Raw genomic sequence first — 14915 nt, 5'->3', positions numbered from 1 at the left:
CATTCCTATATTTCGAAAAAATGCTTCCACGGATCGTCGCCGCCAAGCCGCTTGAGCGCATCCGCCAAATGGATGCCGTCAGGGGCAATGCTGTCAAGCTCTTCCCACGAGATCGGCATGGACACCTTTGCTCCCTTTCTCGCTCTTAAGGAATAGGGGGCGATGCTGGTAGCCCCTCTTCCATTACGAATCCAATCAATGAATATCTTGCCGGCGCGGTTAGCCTTTCTGACGTTGCTGGTATAGCGGTCAGGCCACTTCTGCTCCATGACCTCGGCAACGCGCCTCGCAAAATCGTGAAATGCCCCCCATTCCATAACCGGTTTCATAGGAACCACAACATGATACCCTTTGCCTCCGCTCGTTTTAAGATAGGCCTCAAGCGAGAGCTCTCTTAGAATGCTTCTCACATCCCTCGCCCCCTGCCTGACCTTCTCCAGGCCGAGTCCCTCATCCGGATCGAGATCGAATACCATCATATCGGGCTTTTCCAGCTCGTCGACACGGCTTCCCCAAATATGAAATTCCAGCGTGCCCATCTGCGCCTCGGACAGGAGTCCGGTTGCGTTCTCCAGATAGAAGTATAACTCCGTTTTACCGCTGGGAGTCGTTATGGGTATGTTGACGATTCCGGCTTTGTCCTTATCGGGATGCTTCTTATAGAAGCAGGTCTGCGAAACTCCCTTCGGACAACGCACAATCGACAGAATCCTGCGGCTCGCAAAGGGCAGCATCCGCTCCGAAATCTTCTCATAATACCGAACCACGTCTTCCTTCGTAATCGGAGGATCGTCGAACAACACCTTGTCCGGATTGGATATTTTCACGCCTTCAATTTCCCTTTTATTAACCATGGGGTTCTTATCGCTCCTTATGCCTTTGAAGCTCCCTTGTCTGATGAGATGATCCTTCGTCCACTCGGCAAATTTGATCTCCGCCGACAACTCGGGGTCAAGCCATGTTAGCTTTTCCTTCCCTCTTGGCTTAGGCGGAAACGAGAAAGAAGAGTTCGGCCGCTCCAGCTTCTCGAATAATGCTCTGAGCGCTTTCATGTCGGCCTCGCTCATGCCCGTTCCGACACGCCCTGCATAGATGAGTTCATCCTCCTCATAGACGCCCAGTAGAAGCGAGCTGATTCCGCTCGTTTTTTTGTCGGAAAGCGAGTATCCTCCAATAACGAATTCCTGCCTGTTCTCGCATTTCAGCTTGATCCAGTCGCCGTTTCTAGCGCCGCTGTAGACCGAATCCGGCTTTTTGCCGATGATTCCCTCCATTCCCGCTTTGCAGGCCGCGGCAAAGCTTTCTTTCCCGCTTCCTCTGATATGCCGGCTGAAATAAAGGCTTCGCGGAGCATTTTTCATCAAGGCTTCAAGCCGTTCTTTTCGCTCCGTTAGAGGATGCTTCCGAATATCCATGCCGTCGAGCGCAAGAAGATCGAATACGATATAGGTCAGATTCCCGGCCTTCGAATTTTTCAGATAGCTCTGCAGCGCCTGAAAATCGGATTTCCCCGCTTCGTCCGTCATGGTCATTTCGCCGTCCAGCACCATTGCTCTGCCGGCGGCAAGGTCGGCAAGGGTTGACGCAACAGTAGGAAAGCGACTCGCATAATCATGGCCGTTGCGGGTAATCAGCCGAACGCCGTTTCCCTCGACAAACGCCATGATTCGGTAGCCGTCGTACTTCAGCTCATAGAGCCAATTCTCGTCCGCCGGAATCGCATCAACCCTTTTGGCAAGCTGCACCTCCGCTTTGTTGAAAGGATTCTTCGCCAATTTCTCTTCATCCCCCGCCTCGATCTCCGCCATCGTGCGTCCGGTCCTGATACTGGTACTGAATTCGGAAATTCCGTCTGCCGCTTGGACAAACTCATCCCTTTCTTTGATCCATATCCAGTTATCCTTCTCCTTATCCGATTTTGCGTTCCACCGAACGAGTACCCACCTCCCCTTCAGACGCCTTCCGCTCAGCAGGAATTTCAGCTCGCCCTTGCGCAGCCCTTCCTCTACGTTGCCAAGCGGTTCCCAATACCCTTCATCCCAAAGCATCACGATCCCGCCGCCGTACTGCCCCTTTGGAATCATGCCCTCAAAGTTTCTGTAATCCAGCGGATGGTCCTCAACCCTAACGGCAAGCCTCTTGTCCCTCGTATTGTACGACGGTCCCTTCGGCACCGCCCAGCTCAGCAGAACGCCTCCCCATTCCAGGCGCAGATCGTAATGCTCTCTTCGGGCCATATGATGCTGAACGGCAAATCTCAGCCTTTCCTCCGAGCCTGCCTGCGCACCTTCCGGCTCCGATGTTTTTTCGAAATTTCTTTTTTGCTTGTATCTGCTCAGCTTATCCGTCATACCCTCACCTCAGAAGGCTATTATTTCCATTAGAAGCTTTTGTATTCGGGAGGGGCATGATTCGAAAAAAGCAAGCTCCCGGAATGACCTCAGGTCATCGGGAGCTTGCTTTCTTTCACTTATTTGAATGTGTTGCAAACATGCCATCAAACTTGCCTATTGCATAGACGACAGTATGAGAGCCAAATCAGAACGGGTTAATACTCGGCTGCTGTTGCCGCCCTCCAGTGCGGCCGATTGCCACGTCACATCGCTTAGCGCTGCATAACGTTCCAGAATAAGCTTCATCTGTTCTGCGGTTATGCCTTGATCAGGCATGAAATTTCCTGCGCCATCTCCCTGGACGATAGCGTTCAATACGGCCCAGCCTACATAGCCCGCATACCAGCTGCCTTGCTTCACATCTGTAAAACTGTTGTCGGCTGCTTCTTCTACGCCGAGAAGTCGTCCAAGTGTCGTAATGGCCGTCGCTCGGGTGACTGCCGAATTCGGATCAAATGTGGTTGCGCCCGTTCCAATCATAACGCCGCTCTCGTACAGTTTCTTCACAGCGCTATAAAGCTCGCTGACAGGACTGACATCCGTGAATGGCAATCCGCCAATGGTAAAGTAAGACTGCGATACACCCGTATACGTTTCATTCGAGCTAACTACTGCCACAGTCAAACGATAGATTCCATCCTCAGTTGGCATAATCTGCGAGAAATCGTCTTGCAGCTCTGATAATAAGCCCGTCTCAGAAAAGTTCTCTGATGGTACATCTGTAATGGTAACTTGAATGTCCGATGCCGGAACATCCATGTTCGCCTTAATTTGCTCCAGCAATGCCGTTTCTCCTGAAGCGACATTCGCAATACCTTGTCCATCATTGATAGTGAAGGTTGCCACCGTCTTGCCAACTGCATCCGTAGCCTCGGATATACCCGAGAAACTATGTGTAGTGCTCGTAATAATAAAGTCGGAAGAAGCTGCAGCATTCACATCTGTTTGTTCTCCATCCATCCCGGGAGTAAAACCGCCCATTCCTCCTTCTGGAGGCGTACCGCCGCCGAAGCCTCCTTCGGGCATTTCTCCATCAGGGAATCCCTCCGGAGGCGTGCCGCCGCCGAAGCCTCCTTCGGGCATTTCTCCATCAGGGAATCCGCCTTCTGGCGGCATTCCACCACCGAAGCCTCCGCCCATACCGAATGAATTACCTGTATATTGCTGTTGTACACCGTTCATGTATAACTGATAGGCTTTCTCAAGCTCCAGCTCATCGGAGGAGAACGTAAGACTTTGGAAAGCTTTCTCTGCTGTGTGATCCAACAACACATTTCCATCCGCATCCTTCAGGACAACCTCCGTGCCAATTGCCTGAGTGGTCGCGAAGGAAAGCTCGATGAACGGTTGAAGGGAATCTGCTTCCGTCGCATCATTCCGCGTGCCGAATGCAATTACCGTTCCGCCGTTAATGACAATGCCCTTGTCGGCGTCTACTCCGCCGTCGGGACTGTGATCGCTCGCCATCGTCACGATAGTTCCTCCGTTAATCGTCAAGTAGCCATTGGAATCGATAGCATCGCCCTCTGCCCCAAGGCCTGCATTGACATGGAGATAACCGCCGTTGATTGTCGTAACCGAAATGCCGTCTTCATTCGTATTAATGCCGTCATCCTGAGATTCGATATACACATGACCTCCGTCAATGCTCAGATGCAGCTCGGAATCCAGTCCTTCATTCTCCCCTTCAATATATAATTCGCCGTCTCCTTCGGCTTCTCCGTCGATGCGCATGGACATCTTCGAATAGAAGGCTCCGTCATACTTATGCAGCTTCTTCGTTGTGCCTTCCTTATATATTTTCGCCACATAGGAGCCTGACACTTCGTTAATGGATCCATCCGCCAAGATGACTTGCGCGCCGGCATCGGTCAAATCGACCGTGCCTTGCGTATCTTCGCTTGCGCTGTAAGGCTCGTACACACTGTAAAAAATGACAGCCGGAGCAACCGTATTCGTAATATCCACGCCGTCAAGTATAAGCGTAACTCGCGCCGAAGGATCCGACTCGGCATCCTCTCCAAGATCAACTGCAAGCTGTCCGGCGGAAAGCTCGCCGGAAACGCGATAAGTGCCTGGCTCCGTAATCGTAACTACCGTATGGGCGTCAGCCTCCTCCGCGCTATGCGCATCTCCCGCGGCGCCTTCGCCATAGGTGTCGTCAGTCCCTTCCTCGTAGTATACGATGTCATCGCTCGTATAGACTGCCGAGCTTGAGCTTGTCGAAGCCAAGACGCCATCCACCGTTACAGAGCTGTCGGAGAGTTGGATAACCGTTTCATCCTCCGCAGCAACGGTTGCCGCTGATGCAACGGTTGCCGCTCCGGCTGCGCCGGGTATGGCAAGAGTTGCAGCAAGCAAAAATGATAATTTTCTCTGGTGTTTCATGAAGACACTTCCTTCCAATTGGTTAAGATTTGGGCTACACCCATCATAAACAGCGAATCTTAAACCAATCTTAAGTTGTTGTCAGTCGCCGCTTCCTTATCCTCGAACCGCGCATAAAGCTCCGAATGCAAAAAAAGAAGCATCCGCAGACAGATGCTCCTCTCGTTCACAATTACTTCTTCGCTACCCTATATCAAATTCGATTTCTGCAGCAAGCGCTCTATCATTACGGCAACCTCGGCCCGTGTAATAGCCCTCTTCGGCGCAAGCAAGTTATCGCCTCGACCCACTACAATGCCGGCTTGCGCATTGTCGGCGGCGGCGCTTTGCGCCCAAGCGGACACCTCCTCCGCATCCTGGAATATGCGAAGAGATGAAGCCTCAGTTTGCTCGGACAGCTTCTCCTTCAGGCCGGTTATTACCATTGCCCGAGACAGTATTACCATAGCCTGCTCCCTCGTTAATTGTTCATTCGGTCGAAAGCTTCCATCCTCCACACCGCTAATGAGGCGGTACCTGTAAGCCGTATAAATCGCGCGACTGTACCAGTCGTCGGACGATACATCCGAGAACGGCGTTGCTCCCTTCTCCAGCTTGAGGCCTAGTCCGCTAACAATGATCGCCGTGAATTCGGCGCGAGTAATGGCCAGATCGGGGCCGAACATCCCCTTGCCTGTTCCATCCACAACCATCCTGGAGCCCATATCATTAATAGCGTTCCTCGCCCAATGCTGCGCAGCATCCTCAAATTCGAGCGGATGCCATACGACGGCATACGCGCTGTTGGTCAAGCTGTTGATTTGCGCTTCATATTTTCCGTTGACCAGTCGTACCCTCGTCGGCACATGACGCACTGTCCCATCCTCTTCAAGGACAACACCTGTCGTAATTTTAGTCGGATCAATGCCGTCTGGAATCGTGACGGTTCTCTCCACGTAAACGTCGTACTCCTCTAATTCAATCGTTCTGTCCTCATATACGGCTGTTACCGTAAAGCTTCGCGGCATGGTGACAAGCGTGAAACCGCCTTTGGCTGCCGCGTTCTCCGCCTGCTTTAATGCATCCCCCGCAACGACGGCGATTTCAATTCGCACCTTAATGTCCTGCAATACCGCAGATGCCACGACTTTTTGGGCTATTTCCCCGATATGAAGCTGCTGGGCCGGAAGCGTGTACGTTGCCTGATCGGTCTTGAATACCAGGACTGCATCCTTATTCTCCATGCTCTTCACCATCTCGCCGTTAAGCTCGGCGACCGCGATATCGAACGGTTGATTGATCGGAATCGTCACAACAGCCTTCGTTCCTTCGGCCGCAAGCCTCTCCTCCAGCTTTGTCTGGTCTACAACAATCGTGATTTCACTCTGATTGTTTCGTTTGGATATTTTCGCGAATCCCGCAGTCTCAATCTTCCCGTTCACAAGAATATCCACTGCGTTACTTTCATCGCTCGGTGTTTCTGTATCGGATGGATCTGTTGGATCTGTTGGATCGGTCGGCGTATCGGGCAAGAGAGGAGTAACCGCGTTCGATTCTGCGGAGACTTCGCTGCTTCCCGCGCCATTTATAGCTTTAATCGTGAAGGTATAGCTCGTTCCGTTCGTCAAGCCTGTCATGATAATTGGACTTGCATCCCCAATTACGACAATATTGCCAGGCACGGAGGTCACCTCATAGCCCGTAATCGGACTTCCGCCGTTATCGTTCGGGGCCGTGAATGTGACAAGGGCTTGTCCGTTGCCGGCAACAGCCGTTACCTCAGTCGGCGTTCCCGGAATCGTCGCCGGCGTTGCACTGACGGCATTTGATGCTCCGCTAAGGCCCCCGGCGTTCTCCGCTTTGACGAAGAAGGAATAATGAACGCCATTTAACAAACCGTTAACGCTGTAAGTAGAGGAAGTAACCGTCGCCATTTCGACGCTGCTGCCAGGATCGGCATCCAACGAAATATAAATACGATATTGCGTCGCATCCGACACCGACTCCCAGCTAAGCGAAACCGATCGGTCGCCGCCGACCGCTGACAGATTCTGCGGATTGACCGGGGCGTTCGGCAGGTTCACAACTTGCGTAACGTCGAACGTGACTGGCGTCATATGTTCCGCGGATACGGTGACCGTGGTTGTATAAGTGCCTGATGGCAAATCGTCGTTCGCATGAAGATCGAAGCTCGTTGATTCTCCGCCGCCCAGGGTTGTGGAATCCGGCTGCGTAACGGTGAAGCTATCTGTGTCTTCTCCTCCAAGTGAAACCGACAGATTCATTAAATCTCCTGTACCCGTATTTACGAGCGGAATGGTTTTCGTTTCTTGCGCGCCTTGTGCATAGCCTTGTATAATCGCCGTCATCGTCTGATCCGCGATGTCTCCGAGCAAATAGGTAGGAGCGGCCGTAACGGTAATCGTCGCCGTCCCCGACTTGCTGCTATCCGCGGTCGATATCGCTGTTATAACATAATTGCCTGGAGCGGCATCAGCCGCAGCCGTTACATATCCCGAGCCGCTCACCGTCACTTTGTTATCCGTGTCGCTGCTTGTCCACGTGACCGTCGTTGCCGCTCCGCCCACCGTATCGACCGTTACCGCGAGCTGCCGGCTCTCTCCCTGCATCAGACTTGCCGTACTCGGACTGACGCTTACGCTGTTTACGGCTGGCGCGGCCGTAACGGTGATTGTCGCCGTCCCTGACTTGCTGCTATCCGCAGTCGATATCGCTGTTATAACATAATTGCCCGGAGCGGCATCAGCCGCAGCCGTTACATATCCCGAGCCGCTCACCGTCACTTTGTTATCCGTGTCGCTGCTTGTCCATGTCACCGTCGTTGCCGCTCCGCCCACCGTATCGACCGTAGCTGCGAGCTGCCGGCTCTCTCCCTGCATCAGACTTGCCGTACTCGGGCTGACGCTTACGCTGTTTACGGCTGGCGCGGCCGTAACGGTGATTGTCGCTGTCCCTGACTTGCTGCTATCCGCAGTCGATATCGCTGTTATAACATAATTGCCCGGAGCGGCGTCTGCTGCAGCCGTTACATATCCCGAGCCGCTCACCGTCACTTTGTTATCCGTGTCGCTGCTTGTCCATGTGACCGTCGTTGCCGCTCCGCCCACCGTATCGACCGTAGCCGCGAGCTGCCGGCTCTCTCCCTGCATCAGACTTGCCGTACTCGGACTGACGCTTACGCTGTTTACGCTCGGCGGCGGCGGCTCTGTATACGAGGCAACGCGAATTTGTGTCTCAACACTGTTCTTCTCCTGCCAAGCTACATAGAGAACATCATTTAACGCCAATGCAGATGGATAATTCGCGGCGCTCGAAACATTGTAAATCAATCCGTTTGTGCCTTCCTCCGCGCTTGTCCAGTTTTCTCCGTCATATTTCTTCACGCGTATTTTAAATACGACTCCTGTGCCTGTATGCTCTTGCCATATCGCATACAATTGATTTTTGTATACCTTTAATTCAACATAATTCCCCCGAAAAGCCGGATTCACGTTTATTCCATATGTACCGCCGCCATCGATGCTTGTCCATGTTTCTCCATCGTATTTTTTCACGCGAATTTGATTATCCGTGCCTCCGGTCGGCTCGTCCCATGCAGCATACAAAGCGTTGCCAACCACTGCGAGCGATGGATAAACGGCGCTTTTCGAGCTCACGATATTCAAGCCGGTCGCTCCGCCGTCGATCGTCGTCCAGCTCTCTCCGTCGTACTTTTTCACGCGAAGCTGATAATTCGATCCCGATACCTCGGACCATGCCGCAATCAAGTCGTCGCCAAACACAGTCATTACAGGAAAGCCCGCAACACTGCCCGAAATATTCAAGCCGGTCGCACCGCCGTCGACGCTCGTCCATGTATCGCCGTCAAAGCTCTTGACCCGAATCTGTCCGGCCTCGGACCATGCCGCGTACAGAGCATTATCATAAACAGTCAAATTAACCATATCGGCGCTCTTGGAGGCATCCGCATTGATCCCGCTCAAGCCGCCGCCATCTGCGCTGCTCCAGACTTCTCCATCAAATTTCTTCACCCTGATCTGGTTATAGTACGCCGTGTTTTGTTCTGTCCAGGCCACATACAAGTCTTCCCCGAAAACGGCCATGGCAGGCCTGGTTGCCGCCTTGCCCGTATTCACATTTAATCCATAAGTACCATTGCCGTCGATGCTCGTCCAGCCCGAATCATTATATTGCTTCACTCTTATTTGATTGATAGAAGTGCCCGAGGCTCGTTCCTGCCATGCTGCATACACCTCATTGTTCCATACCGTTATGGCCGGATTTTCCGCCTTGCTGGCAGGAGCAACATTGATTCCGTTTATTCCCGCGCCATCTATGAACTGCCAGTTGGAGCTGGCCGCCGAAGCCATATTGCCTTTCAACAGCAGCGGTGCCGCAAGCAAGATCGCCAAGATAAACAACGCTGTTTTTCGCATTCCTTCCATAATCCCTCTCCTGCTTATTGCCGAGAACAATCTGCATCTTCCTCTCCGATTTGTCGCATTATCGCATAGTTCGCATCTCCAGACCCAGCATAACCGACAGCACCTTAAAGAAACCTTAAAAATCGACAGATTTCAACATAACGAACAGGCCCCGTCGGTTATCGACGAGACCTGGGGCTCACTTCAATCATGATTCGTTAATCCATTGAAGACGGAATACGAACAATGACCTTCGTCCCACGGTCAAGCTCGCTCTCTATCTCCAGCGAGACGCCGTATTCGTATTTCAATCTCTTATTAATGTTAGGCAAGCCAACTCCCTCCGAATGATCAATTCCCGATAGCTCATACAGAGACTGCAATCGTATGGGATCAATGCCGACGCCGTCATCAGTCACAATAAAACTCCACTGCCCCTGCTCCTCCTGCGCCGTCAGCTTCACTGTACCACCTTCAAGACGATTGCCGATGCCATGACGAATCGCATTCTCGACAAGCGGCTGCAGCAGCAACGGAGGCATGCGCAAGGCGAAAGCGGCTTCGGATATGTCGTATTCAAAGCGAATACGATCCTTGAAGCGTGCCCGCTCAATCTCGACATACGTTCGAATAAGCTCGAATTCCTCTGCGAACGGAATGTCCTGCTCCGCATTGCTGAAGCGGAAGCTCCCGCGCAAATAATTGGCGAGATCGGCAATCATCTTACGCGCGCGCTCCACATCCGTGTAGCTTGATGCCTGAATGCTGTTCAACACATTGTACAGAAAATGCGGCTTGATCTGCGATTGCAAAAAAGCCACCTCCATATGCACCGCCCGACCCAGCGACTCCTTCAAGGCGAGCAAGCTTCCGATTCTTGCCTTAAGCTCCTCCAGATCAAACGGCTTTGGCAAATAATCATTCGCCCCCGCCTGGAAGGCTGCAACCTTATCCTGCGGCTTGATAGCCGCCGTCACCATTAACACGGGCAGCTCAAGCAGCGAATATCGCTTGCGAATTTCCTGACATACCTCATAGCCGGACATGCCTGGCATCATTAAATCGAGAATAACGAGATCAATCCTGCCGCGGAGGTTCATTTGCTCCAGCGCTTCTTTCCCGTTCTTAACGGCAATAACGCAATAATCGAGTGCCTGAAGCAAATCCAGCAATACCTTCAGATTGACAAACTGATCATCAGCGATCAAAACTGTACGCTTGCCTCCGGCATTCGCATAATGAGGCGTAATTAGCGAAAATTCATTTTCCATAGACGGCATTGGTAAATCCGTATAAGAAGCGGAAGCTTCCGCCCTGCTCCCCCCGCCGGCAATTGGAAGCGTAAAGGTGAAAACAGAGCCCGCTTCGGGCACGGAGGCAACCGATAGCGTCCCTCGCTGCAGCTCAACCAGTTGTTTCGCAATGGGGAGCCCCAAGCCGAAGCCTCGCTTCTGCTTGTCTTCAAGCGATTTGAATGGTTCGAATATAAATGGAATATCCGCTGCGGCAATGCCCGAGCCCGTATCACGCACCGCAATTTCAAGCATCCCTTCATGCACTCGTCCTGTAATAACAATGCTTCCGCTAGTCGTGTGCTTAATTGCATTGTCGAGCAAGTTTCCGATTACCTGACTCAGACGAATTTCATCGGCATAGGCGCAAGGAAGACTCTCTGGCAGTTGATTCTTCAGCTCAATCTCTTTATCCGTACACAGATAAGCGTAGAATCGAACCTGTATCTCCGCTACGGAACGAACATCAATTTTCGACGGCACAATTCGTAATTCGCCCTGCTTCAGCTTTGATAAGTCCAGAATATCGTACACGAGCTGCGAAAGCTTTCTTGTGATGTCGGTTATCAATTGAAGCTTCTCTCGTTGTCCGGCCGCCAGCGGGTACGACGCATCATCCAGCATGGACCGGGAAATATTCATTACGCCGTGAAGCGGCGTCTTGAATTCATGAGAGGTGCGAGCAAGGAAATCATCCTTCAGCTTGTCCGCTTGCAGCAGTTGCCCGGATAACTCCTCGATTTTCTCGAAGGCGTTCGAGAATCGAAGCGACATCAGCAGCGCCAGCATCAGCAGAACCAGAAAGGGCTCAATCGGCGGGAGCGAATAAAGGGGCACGCCGAAATAAACATTCATATTCTGATTGAGCACGAGCACATTCAATGCCATAGCCGCTACCGCCAAATACCAGCTGCCCGCGACCTTGCTCAGAACCGAATAGACGAATACATAGGTGGCGTACAGCAGAGCGAACGTTACATACAAAGAAGTCAATTGACGGAAAGGCCCCGTTGTAATATGGGAGGCAAAGCCAAGATGCAGCACCATCAGAGCTCCCCCTGCTATCAGACCGCCTCGCGTAAGCCAACCCAAGCTGTAAGGCCGAAATGCCGTATAAATATACAAGAAAAATCCCGCCCCCACGCCAACAGTTAAAAGCATCTGAAGGCGGAAATAAAGCCAGAAGGGGATGGCTCCGACTACATCAAACAAGACCCGCTCTCCGCTGACGCTTATGAAGGCGGCGATGAAGACGCATACCGCGCCGAACACCGCCAGGGAACGATCATTTCTGCGCTGGGAAAATAAACCGATAAAATAAAGGCCCATAATGAGGAAGGCGGTTAACGCAATCCAGTCATGCGCCTTCGCCCGATCCTGCAGCCTCGCGATTTGATCCGCCTTGCCAAGTTGAATGGATTCCCGAATGCCGCTGCCCACGCGAAATTCGTAGTTGGCCGCCTCAACCCGAATATCATTCCAGCCCGGCTGCAGCTTGAAATAACCGACATATGGCTTGTTCAGCGCTTTGTAATGTTCGCGCTCAGCCGGGTTACCGCTCTGTCCCACCACTTGACCGTTGATGATTATACGGTTGGAAAGAAGAATAGAGGCTGTTTTCAAGCCATAGATTGCGCTGGCGTCATCGACGCGGAGGCGCAGACGGTAGGTGGCCCTGCCAAGCGTGTTCATCTGCGTGGACCATGATCCGGGCACTTCAATCAGCTCATGCGTCGTTTCTCCACCCGCTGCGGAAAGCGCCGGGGAAAGAGTGAGCAATTGATTCGGATAGAACAACCACTCGCCATCCAGCCGAACGACTCCGTTCTCCTCGAATTGCCAATCCCATAAATCCATAACGCCGTTCACCGCTTCGGGCATCGGCTTCTTCTGAATGGAAAAATAAGTTAACAGCATGCCGTAAGTTGCAATTAACAGCGAGAGCGTAATTAACGCCGCGGCAGCCGACTTCTTCATCGGACCCGACGCTCGTCCATGTCTTGCATATGCCTGATTAGCCGCAACGTCTCTTCCTCCAGTTCTGCACCCAGTTGAATTTGAACGGCTTGCTCCAACTGCTGCAAGACCCGGTGAGCTTCATGCCGATTGCCCGTTTCAAGAAGAAGCCTGATCAGCTCCCGCCCATCGCTTTCGGATTCCGGAACAAGCGAGAGCAGCGTCTGCAAGCTGTCCATCGCAAGTCGAAGATTATTCCGGCCTTGGAACCAATCGCACCATTTACGAAGCGCGCGAGCATAGGAAGCTTTTATCGCGAGCTGTCTTTCGGCGGCCCAGCCGTAATCACAAGCTTCCATGTAATCGCCCCGATACATTCGCTTGATCTTGTCATAAGCCGTTTCATCCATCTCTGCTTCAACAAACACGTCCTGGAGCAACTGCTCAAGAGCGATTGCATCGACAACCCGTTCGTTCAAAACGGCCATGAAGCCTTGATTCGCCTTGCGTATATGTATTCCGATATGATGCTCCGCCAAGCTTTTCCGCAAATAAGACAGACAGGTATACAAGTAGGTTTTGGCCTTGCTCAAATCATGCCCTGGCCACAGCGCCTCAATAATCGTTGCGGTATCCACGGCTTCTCCTTCATAATGAATCAGAAACGCGCAAAGCTCCTTTTCCTTCCGCGTCTTCCATATCAGCGATTTGTTCGCTTCGCCCGGCATTGCAATTTGGAAGCCGCCCATAGAGCGAACGACAGGGTCGGAACTTGCGCTCTGACGGTCCTGTGCGGCGGGGACGAACCGGGATTGCTGCACGCGGTCAACCGAAATTCGCAAACGTTCCAGCGTAAACGGCTTCAGCAGATAGTCGATGGATTGAATTTCGAACGCCTCGACCGCATGTTCCGCATACGCCGTTGTGAATACAATCAGCATGCCAGGATACATGTCCCTTATTCTCCTGGCGGCCTCCATGCCCTTCATGCCCGGCATCTGAATGTCCAGGAACACGGCATCTACAGGGGCATCCCTCGTCGCCTCCAGCTCCTCCAGGGCCTGAATGGGATTCATATATCTTCCCGCCACCGCTACATCCCCCATTTGCCCCAGCAGTATGCTGAGCAAATCCAGCGCATCTTCTTCATCATCTATGAGCATGACACGAATCATTGCATCAATCTCCTTTTGTTACTCTATTATAATCTATCGCCCCTCTCATCATAGCTTAAATTTAAAATCAACATGCTTCTCCTTATCACGCTTATTTTGAAATCACTTTCAAAAATGAGCATAGCCAATTTCATCACGGGCGTAAATAAGTCAATTTTGACAAACCGATCGAATCTGTTCAAAGCCTTATCGATCCTGTAATGGCGGCTCCTGCTCGAGCCAGTTCCACTCGTTATTCTCGACAAAAATACTTACCGCCTGACTATCGGTAATTCCCCAATGCTGAAACGAAGAAATTTGTTCCACGAAAGCCTTCACCTTCTCAATCGTCGGCGCGCGCAGTATTTCATTGGCGCTTTCGATGAAATGCTGCGGTTTATCCGTCGCTTTCTCCACCGCCGTCATTAAGGACTTATGACAGGGGAACAAAATTCGATTATGAGCCAAAATCAATCTTGATGCGAACAGCACCAGGCTGCTGATGGAATGGCTTGCCAAATAAACATTGTCGTGCTGCAATGCCTGATTGGCAAAATAATTCCCGTATAAGCGCACTTGCGCATAGAAGTCCGTTATATTTCTTATCCTGTTATGCTCAGGATAGACAGGTATTTGTTTAATGAGCGCCTCCAGTCCAGGCAATCTTGAGTAAACGACCATCGAGCCCGCAAAGGATGCTCTTGTAGGCTCGCTTCCGCGCAAAACGGCTTGCTCCAAAAAACGCATATTTATTATTTTTCCGTCAATATAGCCATCGGGATAATCGCAAAGCTCATTATTAAAGTAGAACAAATCATTGTCTTGCTTCCTCTCGTGAAATGCATCCTCCGTAACGACCAAATACACATCAATATCCGAATTTTCTCTTGCGGTTCCTTTGGCTATCGAGCCGGACACAATAATGGCCAAAAATTCATTCTGATCCTTGATGTGGGCAATCAGATTGTTAACTGCCACTTGATGATGTTCTCTCACGTCGTTCAACTCCTTTAACAGAATATAACATGCACATCCAATTCTGTATAGAAATACCCCTCCGTGAAAAAGCGAAGCTTATAACATGGAAAAGAACCTCGTACGCCGCTTGCAAAGGCGTGTGAGGCTCTTTTCCATGTTATGTTATTGAAAAACAGCTAATTCAATGCCGCGATCTCTGCAGCGGTCAACGCCCGATCATAGGCGCGCACCTCATCAATCTTGCCGTCGAAGTACAAATCGCCGCTTGGACGACGGCCGATGTTGACGTTCAGTCCGTTGTTGTACTGCGAGGCCGCAATCGATGTTGTA

At 51.7% G+C, this 14915-nt stretch carries 7 protein-coding genes; all 7 read right to left on the bottom strand.

The window, feature by feature from the left end; genetic code table 11:
* Window positions 1–5 precede the first annotated feature (5 nt).
* A complete protein-coding gene (gene ligD / locus HFP08_RS09890) occupies window positions 6–2351 on the bottom strand; it encodes a DNA ligase D (RefSeq protein ID WP_168120425.1) in 2346 nt (781 codons plus the stop codon).
* Between the two features lie 156 nt (window positions 2352–2507).
* Entirely contained in the window at window positions 2508–4781 is a 2274-nt protein-coding gene (locus tag HFP08_RS09885) for a carbohydrate-binding domain-containing protein (RefSeq protein ID WP_168120424.1), read from the bottom strand.
* A gap of 188 nt (window positions 4782–4969) precedes the next feature.
* Window positions 4970–9226, bottom strand: a complete 4257-nt coding sequence (locus HFP08_RS09880) for an S-layer homology domain-containing protein (RefSeq protein WP_168120423.1) — start codon at window positions 9224–9226, stop codon at window positions 4970–4972.
* Between the two features lie 197 nt (window positions 9227–9423).
* Window positions 9424–12474 carry an ATP-binding protein gene (locus tag HFP08_RS09875; protein WP_168120422.1) on the bottom strand — a complete coding sequence of 1017 codons (3051 nt, stop codon included), beginning with the start codon at window positions 12472–12474 and terminating at the stop codon, window positions 9424–9426.
* Complete coding sequence (locus tag HFP08_RS09870; protein WP_168120421.1) at window positions 12471–13628, bottom strand: response regulator; 1158 nt, start codon at window positions 13626–13628, stop codon at window positions 12471–12473. The genes HFP08_RS09875 and HFP08_RS09870 overlap by 4 nt, the downstream gene beginning before the upstream one ends.
* Window positions 13629–13814: 186 nt before the next feature.
* Window positions 13815–14603, bottom strand: coding sequence for a nucleotidyltransferase domain-containing protein (locus HFP08_RS09865; RefSeq protein ID WP_168120420.1), 789 nt, complete (start codon window positions 14601–14603; stop codon window positions 13815–13817).
* A 158-nt stretch (window positions 14604–14761) separates the two neighbouring features.
* Entirely contained in the window at window positions 14762–14905 is a 144-nt protein-coding gene (locus HFP08_RS29685; protein WP_206109221.1) for a LamG-like jellyroll fold domain-containing protein, read from the bottom strand.
* Window positions 14906–14915: the final 10 nt, after the last annotated feature.

The organism is Paenibacillus sp. HB172176, from assembly GCF_011947265.1.
GTDB lineage: Bacteria > Bacillota > Bacilli > Paenibacillales > Paenibacillaceae > Pristimantibacillus.
The sequence above is the reverse complement of the archived record's forward strand: the minus strand, read 5'-3'. Positions and strand labels throughout refer to the sequence as shown.